At 71.3% G+C, this 22,621-nt stretch carries 20 protein-coding genes; 14 read left to right on the top strand and 6 right to left on the bottom strand.

The annotated features are described in order from the left end of the window. Positions 1-76 precede the first annotated feature (76 nt). The 3 genes from ACFWJ8_RS03005 to ACFWJ8_RS02995 are packed head-to-tail and all read left to right on the top strand — an operon-like array spanning position 77 to position 3,677. Positions 77-1,630, top strand: a complete 1,554-nt coding sequence (locus ACFWJ8_RS03005) for an MDR family MFS transporter (protein ID WP_378808778.1) — start codon at positions 77-79, stop codon at positions 1,628-1,630. Then, entirely contained in the window at positions 1,627-2,367 is a 741-nt protein-coding gene (locus ACFWJ8_RS03000; RefSeq protein WP_378808776.1) for an ABC transporter ATP-binding protein, read from the top strand. Before ACFWJ8_RS03005 ends, ACFWJ8_RS03000 begins: the two co-directional genes overlap by 4 nt. After that, positions 2,364-3,677, top strand: a complete 1,314-nt coding sequence (locus tag ACFWJ8_RS02995) for an ABC transporter permease (protein ID WP_378808773.1) — start codon at positions 2,364-2,366, stop codon at positions 3,675-3,677. The genes ACFWJ8_RS03000 and ACFWJ8_RS02995 overlap by 4 nt, the downstream gene beginning before the upstream one ends. 65 nt (positions 3,678-3,742) lie before the next feature. Here the strand turns inward: ACFWJ8_RS02995 and ACFWJ8_RS02990 are convergent, their stop codons facing one another. Next, positions 3,743-4,513 carry an MBL fold metallo-hydrolase gene (locus tag ACFWJ8_RS02990; RefSeq protein ID WP_378808771.1) on the bottom strand — a complete coding sequence of 257 codons (771 nt, stop codon included), beginning with the start codon at positions 4,511-4,513 and terminating at the stop codon, positions 3,743-3,745. Positions 4,514-4,583: 70 nt separating this feature from the next. On the opposite strand from ACFWJ8_RS02990, the gene ACFWJ8_RS02985 reads away from it, so the two are divergent. Next, positions 4,584-5,558, top strand: a complete 975-nt coding sequence (locus tag ACFWJ8_RS02985) for a GlxA family transcriptional regulator (protein WP_378808768.1) — start codon at positions 4,584-4,586, stop codon at positions 5,556-5,558. Positions 5,559-5,592: 34 nt separating this feature from the next. Here ACFWJ8_RS02985 and ACFWJ8_RS02980 read toward each other — a convergent pair whose 3' ends face one another. Further along, positions 5,593-6,462, bottom strand: coding sequence for a helix-turn-helix transcriptional regulator (locus tag ACFWJ8_RS02980; RefSeq protein ID WP_378808766.1), 870 nt, complete (start codon positions 6,460-6,462; stop codon positions 5,593-5,595). 101 nt (positions 6,463-6,563) lie between these two features. Here ACFWJ8_RS02980 and ACFWJ8_RS02975 point away from each other — a divergent pair, with 101 nt between their 5' ends. The 3 genes from ACFWJ8_RS02975 to ACFWJ8_RS02965 are packed head-to-tail and all read left to right on the top strand — an operon-like array spanning position 6,564 to position 9,298. Continuing rightward, positions 6,564-7,829, top strand: coding sequence for a multidrug effflux MFS transporter (locus ACFWJ8_RS02975; RefSeq protein WP_378808763.1), 1,266 nt, complete (start codon positions 6,564-6,566; stop codon positions 7,827-7,829). A 10-nt stretch (positions 7,830-7,839) separates the two neighbouring features. Beyond that, positions 7,840-8,859, top strand: coding sequence for a zinc-dependent alcohol dehydrogenase family protein (locus tag ACFWJ8_RS02970; RefSeq protein WP_378808760.1), 1,020 nt, complete (start codon positions 7,840-7,842; stop codon positions 8,857-8,859). 34 nt (positions 8,860-8,893) lie between these two features. Then, positions 8,894-9,298 (top strand): cupin domain-containing protein, encoded by a 405-nt coding sequence (locus ACFWJ8_RS02965; RefSeq protein WP_378808757.1) that lies wholly within the window; start codon positions 8,894-8,896, stop codon positions 9,296-9,298. Positions 9,299-9,370: 72 nt separating this feature from the next. On the opposite strand, the gene ACFWJ8_RS02960 is transcribed toward ACFWJ8_RS02965, so the two are convergent. Then, on the bottom strand, positions 9,371-10,978 hold the full coding sequence (locus ACFWJ8_RS02960) for an amidohydrolase (RefSeq protein WP_378808755.1): 1,608 nt from the start codon (positions 10,976-10,978) through the stop codon (positions 9,371-9,373). Further along, a complete protein-coding gene (locus tag ACFWJ8_RS02955) occupies positions 10,975-12,402 on the bottom strand; it encodes a purine-cytosine permease family protein (RefSeq protein WP_378808753.1) in 1,428 nt (475 codons plus the stop codon). The genes ACFWJ8_RS02960 and ACFWJ8_RS02955 overlap by 4 nt, the downstream gene beginning before the upstream one ends. Before the next feature lie 162 nt (positions 12,403-12,564). Between ACFWJ8_RS02955 and ACFWJ8_RS02950 the strand changes: the two genes are divergently transcribed. Continuing rightward, the gene (locus ACFWJ8_RS02950) at positions 12,565-13,215 is read left to right on the top strand and encodes a TetR family transcriptional regulator (RefSeq protein WP_378808750.1); all 651 of its coding nucleotides are present in this window, start codon (positions 12,565-12,567) and stop codon (positions 13,213-13,215) included. Positions 13,216-13,346: 131 nt separating this feature from the next. On the opposite strand, the gene ACFWJ8_RS02945 is transcribed toward ACFWJ8_RS02950, so the two are convergent. Next, positions 13,347-14,321, bottom strand: a complete 975-nt coding sequence (locus ACFWJ8_RS02945) for a squalene cyclase (protein WP_378808748.1) — start codon at positions 14,319-14,321, stop codon at positions 13,347-13,349. 192 nt (positions 14,322-14,513) lie between these two features. On the opposite strand from ACFWJ8_RS02945, the gene ACFWJ8_RS02940 reads away from it, so the two are divergent. The 5 genes from ACFWJ8_RS02940 to ACFWJ8_RS02920 all read left to right on the top strand — a co-directional run bounded on the left by ACFWJ8_RS02940 (position 14,514) and on the right by ACFWJ8_RS02920 (position 20,738). Further along, on the top strand, positions 14,514-16,040 hold the full coding sequence (locus ACFWJ8_RS02940) for an MATE family efflux transporter (RefSeq protein WP_378808746.1): 1,527 nt from the start codon (positions 14,514-14,516) through the stop codon (positions 16,038-16,040). A gap of 218 nt (positions 16,041-16,258) precedes the next feature. Beyond that, entirely contained in the window at positions 16,259-17,992 is a 1,734-nt protein-coding gene (gene poxB / locus ACFWJ8_RS02935) for a ubiquinone-dependent pyruvate dehydrogenase (protein WP_378808743.1), read from the top strand. Between the two features lie 54 nt (positions 17,993-18,046). Beyond that, positions 18,047-18,412, top strand: coding sequence for an ArsR/SmtB family transcription factor (locus ACFWJ8_RS02930; protein WP_378808740.1), 366 nt, complete (start codon positions 18,047-18,049; stop codon positions 18,410-18,412). After that, positions 18,409-19,455 (top strand): cation diffusion facilitator family transporter, encoded by a 1,047-nt coding sequence (locus ACFWJ8_RS02925; RefSeq protein ID WP_378808738.1) that lies wholly within the window; start codon positions 18,409-18,411, stop codon positions 19,453-19,455. The genes ACFWJ8_RS02930 and ACFWJ8_RS02925 overlap by 4 nt, the downstream gene beginning before the upstream one ends. A 35-nt stretch (positions 19,456-19,490) precedes the next feature. Next, a complete protein-coding gene (locus tag ACFWJ8_RS02920; protein ID WP_378808736.1) occupies positions 19,491-20,738 on the top strand; it encodes an alpha/beta fold hydrolase in 1,248 nt (415 codons plus the stop codon). A 70-nt stretch (positions 20,739-20,808) separates the two neighbouring features. Here the strand turns inward: ACFWJ8_RS02920 and ACFWJ8_RS02915 are convergent, their stop codons facing one another. Further along, a complete protein-coding gene (locus ACFWJ8_RS02915; protein WP_378808733.1) occupies positions 20,809-21,162 on the bottom strand; it encodes a metalloregulator ArsR/SmtB family transcription factor in 354 nt (117 codons plus the stop codon). Between the two features lie 90 nt (positions 21,163-21,252). Here ACFWJ8_RS02915 and ACFWJ8_RS02910 point away from each other — a divergent pair, with 90 nt between their 5' ends. Then, positions 21,253-22,584: an FAD-dependent oxidoreductase gene (locus tag ACFWJ8_RS02910; RefSeq protein ID WP_378808730.1), complete on the top strand. Its 1,332-nt coding sequence runs from the start codon at positions 21,253-21,255 to the stop codon at positions 22,582-22,584. Positions 22,585-22,621 lie beyond the last annotated feature (37 nt).

Below are 22,621 nucleotides of genomic sequence, written 5' to 3'. Positions count from 1 at the left end.
TGCAGTACGCGGGATGCCGCCGCTGGGGGACGCGCGAAAGCTCCGGCGCGGCGAGCCTGGGAGGGTGACTTCCTCCATGACCTCCCGGGCCGAGACCCAGACCCCGCGACGCGGCATCTTCGCCGTCTTCGCCGGCCTGCTCGTCGCGATGCTGCTCGCGTCGCTCGACCAGACCATCCTCTCCACCGCCCTGCCGACGATCGTCGGCGACCTCGACGGCGTCGACCACATGCTGTGGGTGACGACCGCCTACATGCTCGCGGCGACCATCACCATGCCGATCTACGGCAAGCTCGGCGACCTCATCGGCCGCAAGGGCCTGTTCATCGGCGCCCTGTCGGTGTTCCTCGTGGGCTCCGTGATCGGCGGGCTCGCGACGGACATGACGGGCCTCATCGTGGCGCGCGCCGTGCAGGGCCTCGGCGGCGGCGGGCTGATGATCCTCGCGATGGCGATCATCGCCGACGTGGTCCCGGTGCAGCAGCGCGCCAAGTACATGGGCGTGATGGGCGCCGTGTTCGGCATCTCGTCGGTCGTCGGACCGCTTCTGGGCGGCTGGTTCACCGACGGCGTCGGCTGGCGCTGGGCGTTCTGGATCAACATCCCGCTCGGCATCGCCGCGATCGCGCTCGCCGCGGTGTTCCTGAAGATCCCGAAGCACGACGTCAAGGTGCGCTTCGACCTGTGGGGCACCATCACCATGGCCGTCTCGGTCACCGCGATCATCCTGATCGCCTCGTGGGGCGGTGGCGAGTACGCGTGGGAATCGCCGATGATCCTCGGCCTGATCGCGACTGCCGTCGTCTTCGCCGCACTGTTCGTGCTCGCCGAGCACAAGGCGGCCGAGCCGCTCATCCCGCTGGCGCTTTTCCGCAGTCGCAACTTCGTGCTCTCGACCGTCGCCGGTCTCTTCATCGGCGTCGCGATGTTCGGCACGATCGCCTACCTGCCGACGTACCTGCAGATGGTGACCGGCGTGGGCGCAACGGAGTCGGGGCTGCTCATGGTGTCGATGGTGCTGGGCCTCATGTCGACGGCGCTGCTCACCGGCTCGCTCGCGTCGCGGACCGGGCGCTACAAGTGGATGCCGATCGCGAGCATGATCGTGCTCGGCATCGCGCTCGCCCTCATGTCGACGCTCACGGTGTCGACGCCGCTGTGGGTGCTGCTGTCGTACCTGTTCGTGCTGGGCGCCGGCATCGGCCTGGGCATGCAGATCCTGGTGCTGGTGGTGCAGAACTCGTTCCCCGACAGCCAGGTGGGAACGGCCACCGCGTCGAACAACTTCTTCCGCGAGATCGGCGCCTCCCTCGGCGGGGCGATCGTGGGCGCGGTGTTCACGTCGCGTCTCACCGACCTGCTGAACGAGCGGATGCCGGCGGCCGCGGGCGCGGCGGGAGACACGAACTCGTTCACCCCGGCCGTCGTGAACTCCCTGCCCGACCAGCTGCGCGACATCATCGTCGGCGCGTACAACGACGCGCTGACGCCGGTGTTCACGATGCTCATCCCGATGGTCGCGCTCGGACTCGTCGCCGTGCTGTTCATCAAGGAGGTGCCGCTGCGGGCCGAGCTCGACGACGAGCCCGCGGATGAGGCATCCGATCTCGTCCTGGAGGTGGCGAAATGACCACGACCGTTCCCGCACCGATCATCTCGGCCCGCGATGTCCGCAAGGCCTACGGCAAGGGCCAGAACCGGTTCGAGGCGCTCAAGGGGGTGAGCTTCGACATCCGCGAGGGCGAGTCCGTCGCGATCGTCGGCAAGAGCGGTTCGGGCAAGTCGACGCTCATGCATGTGCTCGCGCTGCTCGACGGGCCCGACGCGGGCGCCCTCGCGCTGGAGGGGATCGACACGCGCAGCCTCCGCGGCACGAAGCTCAATCGCACGCGCAACAAGACGTTCGGGTTCGTGTTCCAGCAGTTCTTCCTCACCGGCTCGCAGTCCGTGCTCGAGAACGTGATCCTGCCGATGAAGATCGCGGGGGTCGGCCGGGCCGAGCGCCGCCGCCGGGGACTTGCCGCCCTCGAGCAGCTCGACCTCGCCGACAAGGCGAAGAACAAGGCCGTGAACCTCTCGGGCGGCCAGAAGCAGCGCGTCGTCATCGCTCGCGCCCTGGTCAACAACCCGCGGGTGATCTTCGCCGACGAGCCGACGGGCAACCTCGACTCGCACACCGGCGCGGTCGTGGAGGACATCCTGTTCACCCTCAATCGCGAGCACGGCATCACCCTCGTGGTGGTCACGCACGACGAGGAGCTGGCGGCCCGCTGCGACCGCCGCATCCTCATCCGCGACGGCGAGATCGTCGAGGACTCGGGCTCCGGCCCGTCGGCGCCCGCGGCGCCCGAGGGGGTGGCGGCATGAGGACCACCGACCTCGTCGCCTCGGCGATCTCGAACACGTTCCGCTCCAAGACCCGCATGGTGCTGACGATCCTGGCGATCTTCGTCGGCGCCTTCACCCTCACGCTCACGAGCGGCCTCGGCACGGGCATCAACGCGTACATCGACGACACAGTGAGCGGCATCGGCGCGTCCAACGCGATGACGGTCACGAAGACGTCGGGTGATGCGGATGCCGGCTTCGGCGGCGACTCCGGTCCGGCCGAATACGACCCCGACGCGGTGTCGGCGGGCGGCCTCGGCCCGGGCGGCGGGGGCACCGTCACCGCGATGACCCCCGACGACCTCGGCGAGCTCGCCTCGATCGAGGGCGTCACCGATGTGCACGCCACGAAGTCGATCAGCCCGGACTTCATCCAGCACGACGGGGGCACGAAGTACGTCGTCAGCGTCGGGAGCCTCGTCCCTGGACAGACCACGCAGCTGAGCGCGGGCGTCGACCCGGACGACAGCACCGATGCGTACCAGCTGGTGCTGCCCACGTCGTACGTCGAGCCGCTGGGCTTCGCCGGCGACGACGATGCGCTCGGCGCCACGGTGTCGATCGCGATCACCGACGCGAATCGTGAGCAGCACGTGATCGAGGCGACCGTCGTCGGCGTCGCCGAGGAAGCGCTCGCCTCGCCCAACGGCACGAGCATCATCCCGAACGACGCCCTCACCGACACCCTGTTCGAGACGCAGAACATCGGGGTGCCCACCGACCAGGTCGACCGCTACGCGCAGGCGACGGTGTGGTTCGACGCGGATGCGAGCGACGACGACATCGCCGCGCTCAAGGACCGCCTCGCCGACGCCGGCTTCACGGGCACCACGGTCGCCGACCAGATCGGCGCGTTCACGACGGTGATCGACGGCATCGTCCTGGTGCTCAACGCGTTCGCGATCATCGCGCTGCTGGCGGCGAGCTTCGGCATCGTGAACACACTGTTCATGTCGGTGCAGGAGCGCACCCGCGAGATCGGCCTCATGAAGGCGATGGGCATGGGGTCGGGACGCGTCTTCAGCCTGTTCAGTCTCGAGGCGACCTTCCTCGGGTTCCTGGGGAGCGCGGTCGGCGTGGTGATCGCGATGGTCGTCGGCACGGGCCTCAGCGCGGTGCTCGCCGACTCGCTGCTGGCCGACCTGCCGGGGCTGACGCTGATCGCCTTCGACCCGGTGTCGATCGCGACCATCATCCTCGTCGTCATGGTGATCGCGTTCCTCGCCGGCACCCTCCCCGCCGCCCGCGCGGCACGAGCCGACCCGGTGGAGTCGCTGCGCTACGAGTGAGACGAAGGGATGCCGCCACCACCGCCCGACCGGGCGGCGGGTGGCGGCATCCCTCGTTCCCGGCGTCAGGCGACCGTGAGGCGCTCGCCGCGCTGGGGCACTCGCAGCCGCGCGGCCTTGCCGGCGTACCCGAACACCAGCTCGAGGCGCTCGAGCGTCTCGCTGAAGTGCGCCCAGCCCTCGCCGTGCACGGGCACGATGAGCGCGTCGCCCAGCGCCTCGGCGGCCTGCAGCGCCGTGTGGGCGTTGAGGGTCACGTCGATGTCGCCGAACCGGCCGGGGTTGGCGGCGCCGACGAACAGCACCGCGACGTCGATCGAGGGGAACCGGGCCGCGATCTCGCGCACGAGGTCGACCGACGCGTTGTCGCCCGACACATACACGGTGGGCTCGCCGTCGGCCCGCAGGACGAAGCCGGTGACGACGCCGCTCAGCGCCTCGGCGCCCTCGGGCCCGTGCAGCGCCGGCACCGCGGTGATCTCGACCGCGCCGACGGCGGTCGTCTGCCACGGTTCGAGTCCCACGACGCCGGGGATGCGCCCGGCCGCGGCGGACGTCGACAGCACCGTCGGCACGCGGCCGAGCAGCGCCCGCCCGGAGTGGTCGAGGTTGTCGAAGTGCTGGTCGTGCGACAGCAGCACGACGTCGACGGCGCCGAGCGCGTCGGCGGAAACGGCGGGGCCGGTGAGCTTGTGCAGCACCACGGGGCCGTCGTAGTCGCCGGGCTCGTCGAAGGTCGGGTCGGTCAGGAACGACAGCCCGGCGTAGTCGAACTGCAGCGTGGGTCCGCCGACGAGCAGGGCGGACAGTGAGGCGGGAGCGATCGTTTCGGTCATGACTCGATGCTCGCGCTGCCGACGGTCACGCAACAGTGGCCCGAAGGCAGCATTTCGCTAAGATCGGGCCATGATGGATGCTGTCCCCCTGCGTCGCGTCGCCGTGCTGGCCTTCGAGGGCATCAGCCCGTTCCACCTGTCGGTGCCGACACTCGTGTTCGCGGCCGCTGGACTCGACAGCGCGGAGCCGCTGTACGAGGTGGTCGTGTGCGCCGAGCAGCCGGGGTCGCTCGTGACAGGCGCCGGGTACCGCATCGCCGTCGACGACGGCCTGGAGGCGTTCGCGTCGGCCGACATGATCGTGCTGCCGAGCTGGCGGCAGGACCGTGCGCCGTCCGACGCGCTGCTCGACGCGGTGCGCGCGGCCCACGCCCGCGGCGCACGCATCGTCGGGCTGTGCCTCGGCGGCTTCGTCGTCGCGGCCAGCGGCATCGCCGACGACCGCGAGCTGGTCACGCACTGGGCGGCCGCCGACCGGCTCGCCGCCGAGTACCCGGGCGTGCACGTGCGCCGCGACGTGCTGTGGCTCGACCACGGCGACGTGATCACCTCTGCGGGCGTCGCCGCCGCACTCGACTGCTGCCTGCACATCGCGCGCCTGGACCACGGCGCGGCCGCCGCGAACACCCTCGCCCGCGCGCTCGTGCTGGCGCCGCACCGCAGCGGCTCGCAGGCCCAGTACATCCCGGTGCCTGTGGTCGATCCGGCCGGCGGCGAACCCATCGAGGATGCGATGGCCTGGGCGCGGGCGCGCCTGGCCGAGCCGCTCGAGCTCGACACGTGGGCGGCCGCCGTGCACCTGTCGCGGCGCACGTTCACGCGCCGGTTCCGCGAGCGCACGGCCACAAGCCCGCAGCAGTGGCTGCTGAACCAGCGCCTCGATCACGCGCGGCTGCTGCTGGAGACCGACGACGCACCGATCGAGCTGGTGGCCGAGCAGTCCGGATTCGGCAGCGCCGTGACGCTGCGCCACCACTTCTCGCGCCGGCTCGGGGCGAGCCCTGCGACGCATCGTGCAGAGTTCCGCGGGCGCGCGCACGCCTGAGGCGAAGGCCCGGGTCGTGCGGACCCGTGCCTGCCTACGACTGCTCGACCGGCTGCGTCGCCGCCCACGACGACAGCAGCCGCAGCCGCTCCGACGAGGGAGATCCCGGCTCGGCCGTGTAGATGAGCATCACGTTGCCGGGCTCGGCGGTGAGCACGAGCTCCTCGTACGCCAGGGTGAGCTCGCCGACGACCGGATGCACGAACCGCTTGGTGCCTGCGCCGTGGGTGCGCACGTCGTGCGCCGCCCACAGGGTGCGGAACGTCTCGCTCTGCGTCGACAGCTCACCCACGAGGTCCTGCAGACCCTTGTCGTGCGGGTCGCGGCCGGCCTCGGCGCGCATGATCCCCACGCACATCCGCGCGAACAGCTCCCAGTCCGGGTAGAAGTCGTGCGCGGCCGGGTCGAGGAACTGGAACCGGGCCAGGTTCGGGGTGCGTCCGCCGTCGCCGATCACGGGTGAGTAGAAGGCGCGACCCAGCTCGTTCACCGCGACGATCTCCTGCCGCGGATTGCGAACCACAGCGATGCCGTCGGTGATCGCCGCGAGCGCCCATTCGAGGCTCGCGCGCGGTGGGCCCGGCTTGGACGTGCGACGGCGGGGCCGGCCGGAGGTCGGGATGCCGTCGGCCGCGCGCGCCAGGTCGAGCAGGTGCGCGCGCTCGGTGTCGTCGAGCTGCAGCGCCCGCGAGACGGCGTCGAGAACCGACGCCGACGCGCCCGCGATCGCGCCACGCTCCAGCTTGGCGTAGTACTCGACGCTGACCCCCGCGAGCATCGCCGCCTCGCTGCGACGCAGGCCGGCGACGCGCCGGTTCGGCCCGGCCGGCATCCCGGCGGCTTCCGGCGAGACGCGGGCGCGACGCGTCATGAGGAACTCGCGCACCTCGGCCCTGTTGTCCATGCCGACAGGTTAGGCCGACCGGATCAGGCGAGGGGTGCCCTGTCAGTACATGTCTCAGCAGGAACTCCCGCCCCCGCGCGCCCGCCGGGAGCATCGGAGTCATGACCTCTCTCGCACCCTCACCGGTTCCCGTCCACCGGAGGCTGCTGCCGAGCCTGCTCCTGCTGCTGACGGTCTTCGGACCGATCTCGATGGACCTGTACCTCCCGGCTCTTCCTGCCTTGACGACCGAGCTGGATGCCGCGACCTCCGTCGCGCAGCTCACCATCACGGCCTGCCTGCTAGGGCTCGCGGTGGGCCAGCTGGTCGCGGGACCGCTGTCGGACCGCTACGGCCGGCGCGGCATCCTGCTCGTCGGCGTCGCCGCGTACGTGGGCGTCTCACTGCTGTGCGCGATCAGCCCCACCGTCGAGCTTCTCGTCGCGGCACGCCTCGTGCAGGGGCTCGCCGGTGGCGTCGGCATCGTCATCGCGCAGGCCGCGGGTCGCGACGTGTACTCCGGCGGTGCGCTCATCCGCTTCTACGGCCGGCTCACCGTGGTCGGCGGGCTGGCAGCCGTCGTCGGACCGATGCTCGGCGGCGTGCTCAGCAGCATCGTCGACTGGCGGGGACTGTTCGTGTTCCTGGCGGTCGTCGGCGCCGGCATCCTGCTGGTCACGCTGTTCGCGTTCGACGAGACCCTCCCCGCCGATCGCCGCACGAGCGGCGGGTTCGGGCAGACCGCACGCGCCTACCGCACGCTCGTGGCCGACCGCACGTTCGTGGGCGCCGTGCTCAACCAGGGGTTCATGTATGCGGCGACCTTCGCCTACCTCGCCGGCGCCACGTACGTGCTGCAGGAGATCTACGGGCTCACGCCGCTGCAGTACGCGGCCGCCTTCGGACTCAACTCGGTCGGATTCATGGTGTTCGGCTACCTCTCCGGGCGCGTCGCGGAGCGCTGGAGCGTGCGTGGCACCCTCGCCGCGGGAGTCGCGCTCACCGGACTGGGGTCGGCGGGGCTGCTGGCCGCAGGCCTCACACCGATGCCGCTGTGGGTGGTGATCATGTCGCTGTTCGCGCTCGCCGGCGGTGTCGCGGTCACGTCGCCGCCCGCCACCACCCTCGCCCTCGTCCGCTATCCGCGGATCGCCGGCACCGCCTCGTCGCTGCTCGGCACCGTGCGGTTCGGCTTCGGCGCCGTCGCGGCGCCGCTGGTCGGACTGGCCGGGGCCGCCAGCATCCTGCCGCTCGGTCTGGTCACCGTGACGGCGACCATGCTCGCCGCCGTCTCGTCGCTGCTCGTCATCGCGCCGCGGCGGGCGAGCGCTCTGGCGCCGGACCACTCGCCCGCGGGCGAAACCCGCACCCTCGAGAACGCACACTAAGGAGACACCCATGCGCGGAGTCATCATGCACGCCCCGGGCGACGTCCGGGTCGAAGACCGCGAACGTCCGACGATCATCGAGCCCACCGACGCTGTCATCCGCCTCACCGCCACCTGCATCTGCGGGTCGGACCTGTGGCCGTACCGCGGCATCCAGCACGTCGACCACGAGCCCATGGGGCACGAGTACGTCGGCGTCGTCACCGAGATCGGCGCGGAGGTCACCACCGTGGCGGTGGGCGACTTCGTCGTCGGCTCGTTCGTGGCCTCCGACAACACGTGCGAGATCTGCCGGGCCGGCTACCAGTCCCGCTGCGTGCACAACGTGATGATGGGCTCGATCGGCACACAGGCCGAGTACGCCCGCATCCCGCTCGCCGACGGCACGCTCGTGGCCACGCCGGGCGAGCCGGACCCCGACCTTGTGCCGGCGCTGCTCGCGGCCTCCGACGTGCTCGGCACCGGATGGTTCGCCGCCGTCGCCGCCGAGGCCGGCCCCGGCAAGACCGTCGCGGTGGTCGGCGACGGCGCCGTCGGACTCCTGGGTGTGCTCGCCGCGAAGCAGCTGGGCGCCGAGCGCATCATCGCGATGAGCCGCCACGCCGACCGCCAGGCTCTGGCGACGAGGTTCGGGGCGACCGACATCGTCGAGGAGCGCGGCGACGCGGGTGTGGCGCGCATCAAGGAGCTCACCGACGGCCTCGGCGCGCACTCGGTCATCGAGGCGGTCGGCACGCAGGAGTCGATGGAACAGGCCATCCGCGCCACCCGACCGGGCGGCCACATCGGGTACGTCGGCGTCGCCCACGGCGTCTCGCTCGACGGCATGGAGCTGTTCTTCTCCGGCGTGCACCTCCACGGCGGACCCGCGCCCGTGCGGCGGTTCCTGCCCGACCTCATCCGGCTCATCTGGGACCGCGAGATCGACCCCGGCGTGGTGTTCGACCTGACGCTCCCCCTCGAGGACGCCGCCGAGGGCTACCGTGCGATGGACGAGCGCCGCGCGACCAAGGTGCTGCTCACGCTGTGACCGCCGCCCTGACCGCAACGACAAGGAGGTTCGCATGAACATCGAGCCGACGGCATCCACCGTCAAGAACCCGCCCGAGCGCTTCGCAGGCGACGTCTGGGTCGACACCATCGCCGCCCCGCACGACGACGGCCAGCGCATGACCGTCGCACTGGTGCGCTTCGCGCCGGGCGCCCGCACCGCCTGGCACTCGCACGCACGCGGCCAGTACCTGCGCGTCACGCACGGCGTCGCGCGGCTCGGCACGCGCGACGGCGGGATGATCGAGGTGCACCCGGGCCAGACCGTCTACACGCCGCCCGGCGAGGACCACTGGCACGGCGCCTCACCGGACTGCTTCATGGAGCACCTCGCCATGCTCGAGGCGGGCGACGACCCTGCCGCCACCACCGTGTGGAAGGAGCACATCAGCGACGCCGCGTACGAGGGCCGCGCCTGATCGACCGACGCAGAACAGAGGGAGAGTGGATGCCCGGGCCTCCGGCATCCACTCTCCCCCTGTCTCCGCCGCCTACGCCTCGTGGATCGTGCGCCCGCCGACCACCGTGCGCACCACCCGGGTCTCGAGCAGCTCGTCCGGCGCTGCGGCGAACACGTCGCGGTCCAGCACGATGAAGTCGGCGCTCAGGCCGGCGGCGATGCGGCCGTACGAGCCCTCGGCACGGCTCGCCCACGCGGCGTCGCGGGTCGCGTGCTCGATCGCGGTCATGAGCGGCAGCGCGTACGCCGGGATGTTGGCCGGCAGCGACGGGTCGAGCGCCGAGCGCCGCGTGGCGGCGATGAACATGTTCGGCAGCGGAGCGTAGGGCGACGTGGGCGAGTCGGTGCCGAAGACCAGCGGGGCGCCGGCGTCGGTCATCTCGGGCCACGGGAAGCCGCGGTCGACGCGCTCGTCGCCGAGCATCGCGCGCCAGTTCGCCTGGATCGCGGGATCGGCGTGCACGGGCTGCATGCTCGCGGTGATGCCGATCGCCGCCAGGCGGTCGATGTCTGCGCGCTCCACGACCTCGAGGTGCTCGATGCGGTGACGGCGCTCCCGCGGCCCGTTGACGGCGATCGCGTGCTCGACGGCCGAGATCGCGATGCGCACCGCCTCGTCGCCGATCGCGTGCATCGCCACCTGCAGGCCCGCCTCGTCGGCGGCCGCCACGACCGGGGCGAGCTCGTCGAGGCTCCACACCGGGTCGGGGTCGCTGCCGTCGGAGTACGGGTGCCCGACCGCCGCGGTGCAGCCGTCGACCGTGCCGTCGATCATGACCTTGATGCCGACGATCCGCAGCCACTGCGAGGTGTGCGCCGAGGCGAGCTCGACGGCCCGCGCGACCTGCTCGAGGTTCTGCGCCTCGTCGCCGGTGGGCTGCACGCGCCAGTGCCCCGCGACGTGCGCCGTCAGCGTGCCCGCGCGCTCGGCGCGCGCCATGGTCGCGAGGTCGGCCTCGTCGAGTCCCATGTCGGTGGCCGCGGTGACGCCCGCCTCCGCGTAGCCGCGCAGTGCTGCGACGAGGGCCGCGTCACGGTCGTCGTCGGTCGTGAAGCCGGCCAGCACCGGCTGCACCAGCAGGTGCATCGCGGTCTCGTCGACGAGTCCCGTCGCGTGCCCGTCGGCGTCGCGGTGGACCATGCCGCCCGCCGGGTCCGCGGTGTCGTCGTCGATGCCGGCCTCGACGAGGGCGGCCGTGTTGAGCCAGATCGAATGGAAGTCGTACGCGTCCGCGTACACCGGGCGGTCCGCGACCACGGCGTCGAGCAGCTCGCGCGTCGGACGACCGCCGACGGCGGCGTGCTGCCAGCCCTGGGCGCGGATGCGCGCAGCCTCGGGGTGGGCATCGGCGAACGCCCGGATGCGACGCTGGATCTCGTCGAGCGTGTCGGCGCCCCACAGGTCGACCTGCCCGGCGGCCTCCCCCGTGCCGACGATGTGGGCGTGGCCGTCGACGAACCCGGGCAGCACCGTCGCGCCGCCGAGGTCGACCTCGGTCACCTCGGCCCCGGTGATGCGCCGTGCGGTGGCGTCGTCGCCGACGTAGGCGACGCGGCCGTCGCGCACCACGATCGCGGTGGCCCAGCGGCGGGCGTCGGCGGTGAAGACGTGACCGTCGGCGTACAGGGTGGTGGTCACGGGCGACCTGCCTTTCCGAGGGGGGTGCGCAGCAGCGCGGTGTAGAGGACGACCGACACCAGCATGCCGACCGGGACGGACAGGTCGACGTAGCCGAGCGCTTCCGACACCGGACCCGTCCACACCGTGGTCGACAGGCACAGCGCCGTGACGATGCCGCCGGCGAGCACCGCCACGACGCCGGGGATGCTCCAACCGCCGCTGTACCAGAAGCGTCCGCCGCGCTCCTCGTCGAACAGATCGACGCCGTCGTACCGATTGCGCCGCAGCACGACGTCGGCGACGAACACCGCCATCGTCGGTGCCGACACGATCACCAGGAACTGCAGCATCAGGTTGACGGCGTCGAGCAGGCTCGTCGACAGCACGAGGTAGATGGTGAGCGCGGTGCCGATGACGCCGACGATGACGGCGGCCGGGATGCGGCGCAGCGGCAGCCCGATCGCCTGCAGCGCCATGCTCGACGTGTACGTCGTCATGCCGTTGAGGGCGACGGTGTTCACGATGACGCCGATGACGAACACCGGGCCGAGCCAGGCGGGGAGGATCCCCAGCAGCGCCGACTCGATGCCGGCGTCCATGCCGCCCATCACGACGGTCGCCAGCAGCACGCCCACGGCGGTGAACACGGCGCCGGGCAGGGCGCCGCCGAGGGCGGTCGCGGCGATGATGTGCGAGGCCTTGGTCGATCGCGGCAGGTACCGCGCGATGTCGGGGCTGTTGATGTACGAGATGGGGCCCGAAGCGACGAGGGTGAATCCGATGGTGATCGCCGACCACAGCGGCACTCCCGCCAGCGGCTCCGCGGCCTGGTAGCTCCAGTCCACCTGCGGCAGGATGAACGCCGTCACGGTGACGAAGATCACGGCGAGCACGATCGCGAGCCACGAGTAGATGCGCAGGATGAGCGCGTGGCCGTACACGGCGACGAGCACGGTGAGCGCGGAGATGACGAGCGTCACCGCGATCGGGACGACCACCGGGTCGGTGAGGCCCATGCCCGCGAGCATGTCGGCGCCGAGGAACGACGACGCCAGCCAGTTCAGCGCGAGGAAGACGGCGCCGATGAGCCAGCCCGTGAACGCGACGACGGGCTTGTTGCCGATGATGCCGTAGATGGCTCGGGTGATCACCGAGCCGGAGGTGCCCGCGGCGGGGCCGCTGATGGCGATGATGCCGGGGAACACCCACATCGCGGAGCCGGCGAGGACGACCAGGATCGCTTGCCAGAGCTCCAGGCCCAGCAGCACGAGCGTCGCGCCGACGGTGAAGTTCAGGATGCTGACGCTCGGCGCCGCCCACACGAAGAAGAGGTCGCGGGCCCGGCCGTGGCGCTCACCCGCCCCGATGAGCTCGATGCCGCGCGTCTCGGGCTGGGTGGCGGCATCCACGAATCCCTCGCCCGCCGACGGCGGTGTCTTCATGGTCTGCGTTTCTGATGACACGGGGTTCCTCTCGGGACGGCAGGACGTCGTCGTCTTCGCCGGCGGCTTCGTTGCTGCGGGTGTGGGGATGGTTCGGGATGCCAATGCTATTGGCCGAGTGGACAATAGACTATTGGTCACACATCCAATAACATGGCGGGCATGGTGTCAAGCCCCGATGTGCGCCCTGGCACACGCAGAGTCCGCAAGCACCCGGATGAGCGCCGCGCCGAGATCCTCGCCGCCGCCGCCGACATCGCGCTCGACGAAGGGCTGGAGCGCATCACGCTGCGCGCCGTGGCCGAACGCATCGGCGTCCGCCCCGGACTCATCACGCACTACTACCCGTCGGCCGAGGACCTCGTGATCGCCGCGTTCGTGCGCGCGGCCGAGGGTGAGCGCGCCACCGCCTACCCGACCCAGGGTGCACCGCTCGCGCGCGTGGCGACCCTTGTGTACGACATGGAGTCGCCGGCCTCCGATCCGCTTTCGAAGCTGTGGCTCAACGCGCGGCACCTGTCGCGGTTCACCCCGGCGCTCGCCCAGGCCGTCCACGAGCAGGAGCAGCTCAACGTCGCGAGTCTGCGCGCGATCATCGACGACGGCATCGCCGACGGCACCTTCCGCTGTGACGACGCGCTCGCCGCATGCGTGCGCATCCTGGTCGCCATCGACGGGCACGGCGCCTACGTCAACGACGTCGGCGGCTTCACCCACGAGGCGTACCGGCTTTTCGTGACCGATACCGCCGAGTGGGCCCTCGGGCTTGAACGGGGCACGCTCGCCGCTGGCGGAGCCGAGGAGTCCGGGTGAGCTCCCGTTCGCGCGCCGCGCTTCGTCTCGCTGGCGCTCGCTCAGCGTCCGGGGGTCGGGTCGGCGGGATGGCCGGGGTTGCGGTCGCTGAGCGAGGGAGGAACGACCGAGACGAAGCGCGGCTGTGGACGTCAGGTCGCGGCATCCCACCAGTCCAGCACCCGTGTGCCGAACAATGTGAGCCACCGGGATGCCTCACCCTCGGCGACATCGACGTCGAACCACGTGCGGCCGGGCAGGGGCGTCGTCTGCAGCCACGTGCCGTCGGGCTGTCGCGCGTCGCGCACCGCCTCGACGGCCTCGGCCAGGCGCGGATCGGGTGCCGTGCCCTCGAGCAGCGACGCATCGCGGAAGTGGTCGAGGGCCGAGAGGGCGCTGTAGCGGTGGCGGTTCGGGTACACGAACCGCGTCACGAAGGGGCCGACGACCTCACCCGTGCTCGCGCGGAGCATCAGCCGGCGCGACAGCAGGTACTCCTCGCCGCCGTGACGGGCTTCGCGCATGCTCGTGTCGCCGGTGATCCGCTCGTACGCGAGGATCCCGCGCGCCGCGTTGAGTGTCGAGTGGAACGACGAGCGCACGGAGTCACCCTCCTCCGCCTCGCAGTTCCAGCCGCCGTCGGCGAGCCGATGCGCGGGGAACCACTCCACGAGCCGTGAGACGTCGGCGCCGAGCCAGGCGCCGGCGGCGAGCGTGTACGAGTTGATGCACACGTCGACCTCGCCGCCCCAGTAGGGCATGTCGTCGTACTCCCACCGGCTGTTCGCGTCGATGCGCCGGGCCGTGTCGCCGAGCGCCGCGGCGTCGACGCCCCACTCCCTCAGGTCGCGCAGCGACCAGGTCGTCGCGACCCACGGCTGCCCGGGCTCCTTGGCCTCGGGGGTGTCGAAGAACGCCGTGCCCCCCGGGAAGAACGCGCCGCCGGCCCATCGCCCGTCGGGGTCCTGTCGCGTCAGCAGGGCGGCGCCGTATCCTTCGACGGACACGCGGGCACGCGTCGACTGCCACACCTCGGGGGGAGCGCCCGCGAGGTCGCGCTCGACCTGCCAGCGCAACGCCGGGTCGGAGTCGAGCAGCCATTCCAGCACCTGAGGTTCGGCGGCCATGGCGGCACGCTACGCCCGTCGTCCGACACGCGGAACCACGGCCGCGGGCGCGTCGCGGCGACGGCATCCACCGTCTCGGTTTTGCGCAAGGCACAACATTCGTCCAGACAATTCCGAATCGATTCGATAAGATGTTCGGCAGCCGCTTTCCGGCCCTTCCGTCTTCGCCTTCTCCCTCGAGAGCTCGCCTTCATGTCCACCGCCCTGACGACGGGCCGCCCCTGGCGCGTCATCGCCCTGTTCGCCGTGCCGCTGCTGATCGGCAACGTGGTCCAGCAGCTGTACCAGTTCGTCGACGCGATCGTCGTCGGACGCCATCTCGGCGTCGACGCGCTGGCGGCCGTCGGTGCGACCGGAAGCATGATCTTCCTGCTGCTGGGGTTCGCATGGGGTCTGACGTCGGGCTTCGCGATCCCGACCGCGCAGGCGTTCGGCGCCCGCGACTACGCGGCCGTTCGCCGCTCCGTCGCAGCCGGAACCATCCTCACCGGCATCTGCACCGTCGTGCTGACCGTCGGGGCGCCGTTGCTGGCCGGTCCGCTGCTGACGCTCCTGCAGACGCCCGCCGAGCTCATGGACGACGCGATCGTCTTCGCGCAGATCAGCTTCCTCGGCGCCGGCGCCATGATGTTCTTCAACTACCTGTCGGCGATCATCCGCGCGATCGGCGACTCGCGTACGCCGCTGGTGTTCCTGACGCTCGCGTGCGGCCTCAACGTCGTGCTCGTGCTCCTCATGGTCGGCACCTTCGGCTGGGGCGTGGGCGGCGCGGCGCTCGCGACGGTCGTCTCGCAGCTGATCTCGGTGCTGCTGTGCCTCGAGTTCGTGCGGCGGCGCGTGCCGGTGCTGCATCTGCACCGCGAGGACTGGCGTGTCAGCCGTGCCGACCTCGGCGAGCACCTGCGCCTGGGTCTGCCGATGGGCTTCCAGGCCTCGATCATCGCGATCGGCACCCTGTCGGTCCAGGTGGCGCTCAACGAGCTCGGTGCCGACGCCGTGGCCGCCTACACCGCGGCGTCGCGCGTGGACGGCCTCGCCGTGGCCCTGCTGCAGTCGCTCGGCCTCGCCGTGTCGATGTTCGTCGCGCAGAACCACGGTGGCGGGCGCCCCGACCGCATCCGCACGGGCGTGACGCAGGCGACCTGGATCTCGCTCGCCGCCGCCGTCGTGCTCGGAGCGCTGCTCATCGCGTTCGGCGCGCATCTCGTGCAGCTGTTCGTGGGCGACGCCGCGACCGAGGTCGTGGGAATGGCCGCCCAGATGCTCGCGATCAACGGTGCGACCTACTGGATCCTCGCGGTGCTGTTCGTGCTGCGCGGCGCCCTGCAGGGGCTCGGGCACACGCTGATCCCCACTGTCACGGGCGTCATCGAGCTCGTCATGCGCGTGGTCGCGGCCGTCGTGCTCGGCGCGATCTTCGGCTTCATCGGCGTCGCGGCGAGCAACCCGCTGGCGTGGCTCGGTGCCGTGGTGGTGCTCATCCCCGCGTACATCCACGCCCACCGTCGCCTGGCGCACGAACCGATCAACCCGGCGGTCGCCACCCCGACGACCCCCATCGCGATCGTCGGCCCGACCGACGGATCGATGGTGGTGGATGCCGTCGTCACCGCGCCGATCGTCCTGCCGACCGCCGCGCAGACCGCGAGCCCCACGGCGCCGCGGCGCCGTCGCCGCTTCACCGCCCGCCGCTCGCGCGACCGCAGCACCCAGGGCTGAGCGGCCGCCGGCATCCGGTCAGTCGTCGAAGACGTTCCAGCAGATCGCGCCTTCCGGGCGCGGGTGCGGGCCCGGCCCGTCTCAGCACGGGCTCGATCGCCCCACGGGGCCGGCGGGGAGTCGCCCGTCACCGATCGAGCCCGTCGCTTCACCACGGCATCTTGCGCGACCGGTCGGCCGCTGATTCGCTGAAGGCGGACCCGAGGCGAGGAGCTGAGATGGCCACCAGCATTGCGGACGTGTTCGTGCAGACGCTCGTCGATGCGGGGGTGACGAGGGTGTGGGGGCTGCCGGGCGACTCGCTCAACGCCTTCACCGACGCCCTGCGCCGGGACGGACGCCTGCGCTGGCTGCACATGCGGCATGAGGAGGCCGCGGCGTTCGCCGCCGGCGCCGAGGCCGAGATCACCGGCGAGCTCGCGGTCGTCGCCGGCAGCTGCGGGCCTGGCAACCTGCACTTCGTGAACGGCCTGTTCGACGCGCAGCGCTCGCGCGTGCCGGTGCTGGCGATCGCCTCGCACATCCCGTCGGCCGAGATCGGCAGCGGCTACTTCCAGGAGACGCACCCGCAGGAGCTGTTCCGCGAGTGCAGCGTGTACTCCGAGCTGATCTCCGACCCGTCGCAGATGCCGTGGGTGCTCGAGATCGCGATGCGCACCGCCGTCGAGAAGCGGGGTGTGGCCGTGGTCGTGGTGCCCGGAGACGTCTTCTTCGCGGATGCCCCGGCCCGGCGCCCGTCGGCACCGATCCGTGCCGCGCAGCCCTCGATCGTGCCGAGCGACGCCGAGCTGCGCGAGGCCGCCGGCATCCTCGACGGCGCCAAGCGCGTCACGATCCTCGCCGGTGCCGGCGTCGCGGGCGCCCACGACGAGGTGATCGCCCTCGCCGGCCGGCTCCAGGCGCCGATCGTGCACGCGTTCCGCGGCAAGGAGCACATCGAGTACGACAATCCGCACGATGTCGGGATGACGGGGCTGCTCGGCTTCGCGTCCGGATATCGGGCGATGGAGAAGTGCGACGCGCTGCTCATGCTCGGTACCGACTTCCCCTACCGGCAGTTCTACCCGTCGAAGGCGAGGATCGTGCAGGTCGATATCCGGGGTGAGCAGCTCGGCCGCCGCACCCCGATCGACCTCGGGCTCGTGGGCGACGTCGGCGTGACGGCATCCGCTCTGCTCGGCTATCTGCGGGCGGACCGCGACGACGCGCACCTGCGCGACGCGGTTGCGAACTACCGCAAGACCCGAAAGGACCTCGACGCGCTGGCGGTCGACGACGGCAAGCGACCGCTGCACCCGCAGTTCGTGGCCCGGCTGCTGGATGAACTGGCCGAGGACGACGCCGTGTTCACCGCCGATGTCGGGGAGCCGGTCGTCTGGGCCGCGCGCTACCTGACGATGACGAAGGGACGACGGCTGCTCGGGTCGTTCGCGCACGGCTCCATGGCCAACGCCATGCCGCAGGCGCTGGGTGCGCAGGCGGTCGACCGTGACCGGCAGGTCATCGCGCTGTCGGGCGACGGCGGTATCGCGATGCTGCTCGGCGACCTGCTGTCGATCCGCCAGAACGATCTGCCGATCAAGGTCATCGTGTTCAACAACTCCGCGCTCGGGTTCGTCGAGGTCGAGATGAAGGCGGCGGGCATCGTCAACTTCGGCACGACGCTCGACAATCCGGACTTCGCCGCAATGGCCACCGCGATGGGCATGACGGGCATCCGCGTCGAGCGCGGCGAGGAGTTGGAGCCCGCGCTGCGGCGCGCGCTGTGGGAGCCCGGCCCCGTCCTCGTCGACGTCGTGGTGGCGCGGCAGGAGCTCTCGATCCCGCCGGCGATCACGGTCGCCCAGGCCAAGGGCTTCACGCTGTGGGCGCTGCGCACCGTGCTGTCGGGCCGCGGCGACGAGCTGCTGGACCTCGCCGACACCAACGTGTGGCGGCGCATCCTGCGCTGATCCGGTCCGCCTGCCGGTCGTGCCGGCCGGCGAAGGTTGCTATCGTATCTGCGTATGAGTGCAGATAAGCAGGGATGCGGCTACGCGGTCGACAGCTCCTACGTGGAACTCGCGGTCGAGGTCTTCGCGATGCTCGCCGACGCGACTCGGGTGCGGATCGTCCTGGCGCTGCAGGATGCGGGCGAGCTGTCGGTCAACCATCTCGCCGACATCGTCGACAAGTCCCCGGCGGCGGTGTCGCAGCACCTCGCCAAGCTGCGTCTGGCCCGCATCGTCTCGACGCGCCAGGAGGGGCAGCGGGTCTTCTACCGCCTCGAGAACGAGCACGCCTCGCGCCTCGTCGCCGACGCGATCTACCAGGCGGAGCACTCGCTGGGCGGCACGCCGCGCCACCATCGCACGGACGGAGGCGAGGCATGACCGCCGCGACGGCCGGACGCCACGACCACGACGACCACCGGCATCCCCACGACCACGACCACGACCACGCCGACGACCACGCCGACGGCCACCATGACCACGACCATCGCCACCCCGGCGGTCTGCGCGGCGTGCTGCACGAGCTGTTCGTGCCGCACTCGCACGATGCCGCCGACGCGATCGATGACGCGATGGAGGCGAATGCGGCGGGCATCCGGGCGCTCAAGATCAGCCTCGTGATCCTGCTCGCGACCACCGTGCTGCAGGCAGTCGTCGTGGCGTTCAGCGGCTCGGTCGCGCTGCTGGCCGACACCGTCCACAACCTCTCGGATGCGCTCACCGCGGTGCCGCTGTGGATCGCGTTCGTGCTGGGCCGAAGGGCGGCGTCTCGCCGCTACACCTACGGGCTGGGTCGTGCGGAAGACCTCGCCGGACTGTTCATCGTGTTCGTGGTCGCGCTGTCGGCCGTCGTCGCCGCGTGGCAGGCGGTCGACCGGATCCTGCATCCGCAGCCGCTCGAGAACCTCGGCTGGGTCATCGCCGCGGGTGTCGTCGGGTTCGCGGGCAACGAGGCCGTGGCGGTGTACCGCATCCGCGTGGGCAAGCGGATCGGCTCGGCGGCGCTCGTGGCCGACGGCGTGCACGCGCGCACCGACGGCTTCACGTCGCTCGCCGTGGTGCTGGGCGGCGTGGGCGTCCTGCTGGGCTTCCCGCTCGCCGATCCGATTGTGGGGCTCGTCATCGCGCTCGCGATCTTCGTGCTGCTCATCGGCACCGTGCGCAGTGTCGGCCGGCGGCTCCTGGACGGCGTCGAGCCGGAGCTCGTCGATCGCGCCGAGCACGCACTCGAGCACATCGACGGCATCGAGCACATCGATCGGCTGCGGCTGCGCTGGGTGGGGCACCGGCTGCACGGCGACGCCCTGGTCGCCGGCCGCGCGGACCACGACGCCGAGGCGGTCGCGCTCGCCGCCGAGAGCAGCGTTCGTGCCCACCTGCGCAACGTCGACGACTTCACGGTCACGGTGCGCTCCGGCCGCTGACCGCGGGCGTCCGAGCCGGCCCCTAGGCTCGCAGCATGCCCGTGACGACGCGACGCCTTCAGGATCTGACCATCGACGACCACACCCTCACGGTGCCGCTGGTGTGGGGTGATCCCGACGACGCCCGCACGATCGACGTGCACGCCGCGGTGGTCGCGCGCGAGGGCGGCGAGGACCTGCCCTACCTGGTGTTCCTGCAGGGCGGACCGGGTCATGAGGCGCCGCGTCCCTTCCACGCACCGGCGGCTCCGTCGTGGCTCGATGCGGCGCTGCAGCATCACCGCGTCGTGATGCTCGACCAGCGCGGCACGGGTCTGTCGACCCCTGTCGGCGACGTCGACCTCGAACGGGGCTCCGAGGCCCTCGCCGAGCACATCACGCACCTGCGCGCCGACAGCATCGTGCGGGACGCCGAGGCGCTGCGCCAGGAGCTCGGCGCCGACACGTGGAGCGTGCTCGGCCAGTCGTTCGGCGGGTTCACGACGCTGTCGTACCTGTCGACGGATGCCCCGTCGATCGAGCACGCGTACATCACGGGTGGCCTGAGCGCGGTGGGGCGGCATCCCGATGACGTGTACGCCCTCACGTACGACAAGATGCGCACGGCGACCGAGCGCTACTACCGGCGCTTCCCGTCACACCGTGATGCGGTGCGGCGCATCGTCGATCTGGCCGGCGCCGGGTCGATCGTTCTGCCCGGCGGCGAGGTCGTATCGGTCTCCCGCGCGCGGTCGATCGGGTCGCTCCTCGGCACGAACGACGGCTGGCAGACCCTGTGGTCGCTGCTGGAGCTGCCGCCGCACACCAACGCGTTCCGCCACGACCTGGCGGCCGCGATGCCGTATGACGCGCGCAACCCGCTGTACTACGTGTTCCACGAGTCGAGCTACGCCGACGGGTTCGCGACGAACTGGTCGGCCGAGCGCACTGAGCCGGACGACTTCCGCGCCGACCCGACGCTGCTCACCGGCGAGCACGTGCACCGTGAATGGCTCGATACGGTGCCCGGCCTGCAGCCGTGGCGCGATGTGACCCTCGCGCTCGCCGACCACGAGTGGCCGTGCGTCTACGACGAGGCTGCGATCGCCGCTTCGGGCGCGCGCGGAGCCGCCGCCGTGTACGTCAACGACGTGTATGTGCCGTTCGAGTTCTCGATGGAGACCGCTCGCCTCCTCCCCGGCGTGACGCCGTGGATCACGAGCGAGCACGAGCACAACGGCCTGCGCGCCGGCGATGTGCTGTCGCGCCTGATCGACATCGCCCACGGCCGCGCCGTGCGCTGAGGCTTCGGAAGGGTGGATGCCGCGACCGCCGGCATCCACTCGACCGTCGCGCGAGGGTCAGGTGGCGGGGTCAGGTGGTGAGGAAGTCCGCCACGCCCGCGAGTGCGGCGGGCTGCAGCCGGTAGTACGCCCACGTGCCGCGCTTGGAGCGCGACAGGAAGCCGGCCTCGGTCAGCACCTTGAGGTGGTGCGACACGGTCGGCTGCGACAGGCCGACCGGTTCGATGAGGTCGCACACGCAGGCCTCCTGACCTTCGGACGACGCCACGATCGACAGCAGCCGCAGCCGGGCGGGATCCGCGAGGGCCTTCAGCGTGACCGCGAGCAGCTCGGCCTCGTCCTGCGCGAGCGGCTCTTTCGTGAGCGGGGCGCAGCATGTCGCACCGGCGGCCGTGACGTCGGTGACCTCGAGCAGCGTGGGCATACATCGACAATAGTCGATATTGACAGCCGTCGATAGAGGTGTCCATACTGAGCATCGACACTCATCGATATCCCGCCTCGGAGGCTTCTCATGACCCTGCTCGATCTGACGCCCCGCGCGACCGTCGCCGATCGGCTGGCCACTCTGCCGGTGCTCATCATCGGCGCCGGGCCGATCGGGCTCGCCGCGGCTGCCCACCTCGTCGAGCGTGGCATCGACTTCACGCTGCTCGAGGCGGGCGATGTGCCGGCATCGAGCATCCGGCTGTGGGGCCATACCCGGCTGTTCTCGCCCTGGCGTCACCTGATCGACCCCGCATCGCGCCGTCTGCTCGAAGCCGCCGGTTGGATGCCTCCCGCCGACGACGGGCGGGCGCCCACGGGCTCGGAGCTCGTCGACGCGTACCTCGCACCGCTCGCCGAGCTGCAGCCGCTGCGTGCCCGCATCCGGTACGGCGCCCGCGTGGTCGCCGTCGCGCGCGAGGGGATGGACCGCACGCGCACCTCCGGTCGCGCGAAGACTCCGTTCCTGGTGCGGATCGAGACGACGGACGGGCGGATCGAAGAGCTGACGGGTCGCGCGGTCATCGACGCGTCGGGCACGTACACGACCCCGAATCCGCTGAGTTCGACAGGACTCGACCCGATCGGCGCCGGCGCGGTCACGGACAGGATCGTCCACGCGCTCCCCGATGTCCTGGACCGCGACCGGGCGCGGTTCGCCGGACGCCACACGACGGTGGTCGGTGCCGGGCACTCCGCGGCCAACACCCTCATCGCGCTCGCGGAGCTCGCCGAGCACGAGCCCGGCACTCGGGTCACCTGGCTGATCCGCAACGCCTCGGCAGTGCGGGTGTCGTCGTCCGACGACGACGAGCTCGCGGACCGGGCCCGCCTCGGTTCGCGCGTCGACCGGCTCGTCGCCGGCGGTGCCGTCGGCAAGGTCGACTCGTTCGAGATCTCGCGCGTCGCTGCTCTGGACCACGGGGTCCAGGGCGGCGGCATCCGGCTCATCGGGTCGCGTCACGGTGAGCCGGCGATCCATGACGCCGACGTCGTGGTCAACGCGACCGGGTTCCGTCCAGACCTCGCCGTGCTGCGCGAGGTGCGGCTGGCCCTCGATGACATCGTCGAGGCCCCCGTGCGCCTTGCTCCGCTCATCGACCCCAATGTCCACTCGTGCGGAACGGTCGCACCGCACGGGTTCGACGAGCTGCGGCATCCCGAATCCGGCTTCTTCGTCGTGGGCATGAAATCGTACGGCCGCGCCCCGACCTTCCTGCTGGCGACCGGCTACGAACAGGTGCGGTCGGTGGTCGCGTGGCTCGACGGCGATATGCGCGCCGCCACCGAGGTACGGCTCACGCTTCCGGCGACGGGAGTGTGCTCGACGGACGCCGGCGGCGGGTCGTGCTGCACGTGACGACGATCGCGCGCCGGCGTCGGACGGAGAGACGCGG

The organism is Microbacterium sp. NPDC058389, from assembly GCF_042722305.1.
Classification (GTDB): domain Bacteria; phylum Actinomycetota; class Actinomycetes; order Actinomycetales; family Microbacteriaceae; genus Microbacterium.
This window is presented reverse-complemented; position numbering and strand designations above follow the sequence as displayed.